Source organism: Mesorhizobium album (assembly GCF_033977205.1).
GTDB classification, from domain to species: Bacteria; Pseudomonadota; Alphaproteobacteria; order Rhizobiales; family Rhizobiaceae; genus Mesorhizobium; species Mesorhizobium album.
This window is the reverse complement of sequence record NZ_JAVIIW010000122.1, coordinates 1-1,562: the sequence shown is the minus strand read 5'-3', so window position 1 is coordinate 1,562 and position 1,562 is coordinate 1. Positions and strand designations below refer to the sequence as shown.

The 1,562-nt window shown below is 62.0% G+C and carries 1 protein-coding gene; it reads left to right on the top strand.

Annotated elements, in window-relative coordinates:
• The first annotated feature begins 48 nt into the window (after window positions 1-48).
• On the top strand, window positions 49-1,389 hold the full coding sequence (locus tag RFN28_RS34475; RefSeq protein ID WP_292234799.1) for an ISNCY family transposase: 1,341 nt from the start codon (window positions 49-51) through the stop codon (window positions 1,387-1,389).
• Window positions 1,390-1,562 lie beyond the last annotated feature (173 nt).

Below are 1,562 nucleotides of genomic sequence, written 5' to 3'. Positions count from 1 at the left end.
TTGGATCATGCCACTGATTCCAAAGTCCTGCCACCGCCGGAGCCGACAATGCGCCAAGAACGCACCGTCCAAGCCACCATATTCGATCTTTTCGCCGCGCACGAGATCGGCCACGAGCTGAAGGCGATGTCGCAATGGCTGGATGAGCATTGCGATCTGCTTGGCTTGGTGGCTCGTGATTTGGTCCGGGTTGGCGTCAAGGCCACCGGACGGCAAGGCCTGCCTGCTGAAGCGGTGCTGCGTTGCGCGCTTCTCAAGCAATACCGGCAGTTGAGCTATCAGGAGCTGGCGTTCCATCTTGAGGACTCTGCCTCGTTTCGCGCCTTTGCCCGCCTACCATTGTCATGGAGCCCCCAGAAGTCAGTGCTGCAAAAGACGATCAGCGCGCTGCGGCCCGCGACCTGGGAAGAGATCAATCGGGTACTGCTGTCGAGCGCTCGGCAAGCGAAGCTCGAAGACGGCGCGGTGGTGCGGCTGGACAGCACCGTGACCTCGGCACTCATGCACGAGCCGAGCGACAACAGCCTGCTTTGGGATGCCGTGCGGGTCATGGTGCGCCTTTTGAAGCGGGCTGATGTCTTGAGTGGTGGCACCAGCATGGCATGGCGCGATCACTGCCGTGCAGCCAAGAGGCGGGCTCGCAAGATCCAGTTCACGCGCGGTCGACCCAATCGCGTCCAACTCTACCGCGAGCTGATCACGATCACCCGTGCGACCTTGGCCTATCTGGAGCAGGCGAGCGAGCGTTTGGCCGTGGCCAGCACACCGTCCATAGCCCTGTGGCAGATCCAGGTTCGTCATTATCGGCCGCTGGTCGAACGGATCATCAGACAGAGCGAGCGGCGGGTGTTGGCCGGCGAGCCGGTGCCCGCCGGCGAGAAGTTGGTCAGCCTGTTCGAAGAGCATGCCGATATCATCGTCAAAGGCAGCCGCGATACCGAATACGGCCACAAGCTCAACCTCACCACCGGCAGGAGCGGCATGATCCTCGATCTGATGATCGAGAAAGGCAACCCAGCTGACAGCGACCGCTTGCTGCCGATGCTTTTGCGCCACATCGCCCTCTATGGTCAGGCACCACGGCAGGCGGCCGCCGACGGGGGCTTCGCCACTCGCGCCAACCTGGCCACGGCGAAAGCCTGGGGCGTTTGCGACATGGCCTTCCACAAGAAAGCTGGCCTCAGCATCGAGGACATGGTCAGAAGCAAATGGGTCTATCGCAAGCTGCGCAACTTCCGTGCCGGCATCGAGGCCGGCATCTCATGCCTCAAGCGTGCTTACGGTTTGGCGCGTTGCACCTGGCGCGGCCTCGATCACTTCAAGACCTACGTCTGGTCCTCGGTCGTGGCCTACAACCTCGTCATCTTCACCCGCCTCAAGCCGACCTGAACTGACCCCGGCATCGCAGTTGGCCCCGCGCCGACCCATGCCGGCCGCCGCCGCACGCGCCGGTGACACTATTTTGGCGACAAACAGCGCTCTTCGACCCCTCCACGCCAGTCAAGGCGCTTTCAATCGCGCGCAACTCATTGTAAACGCAGTGAAATACGCACGTTTATGGA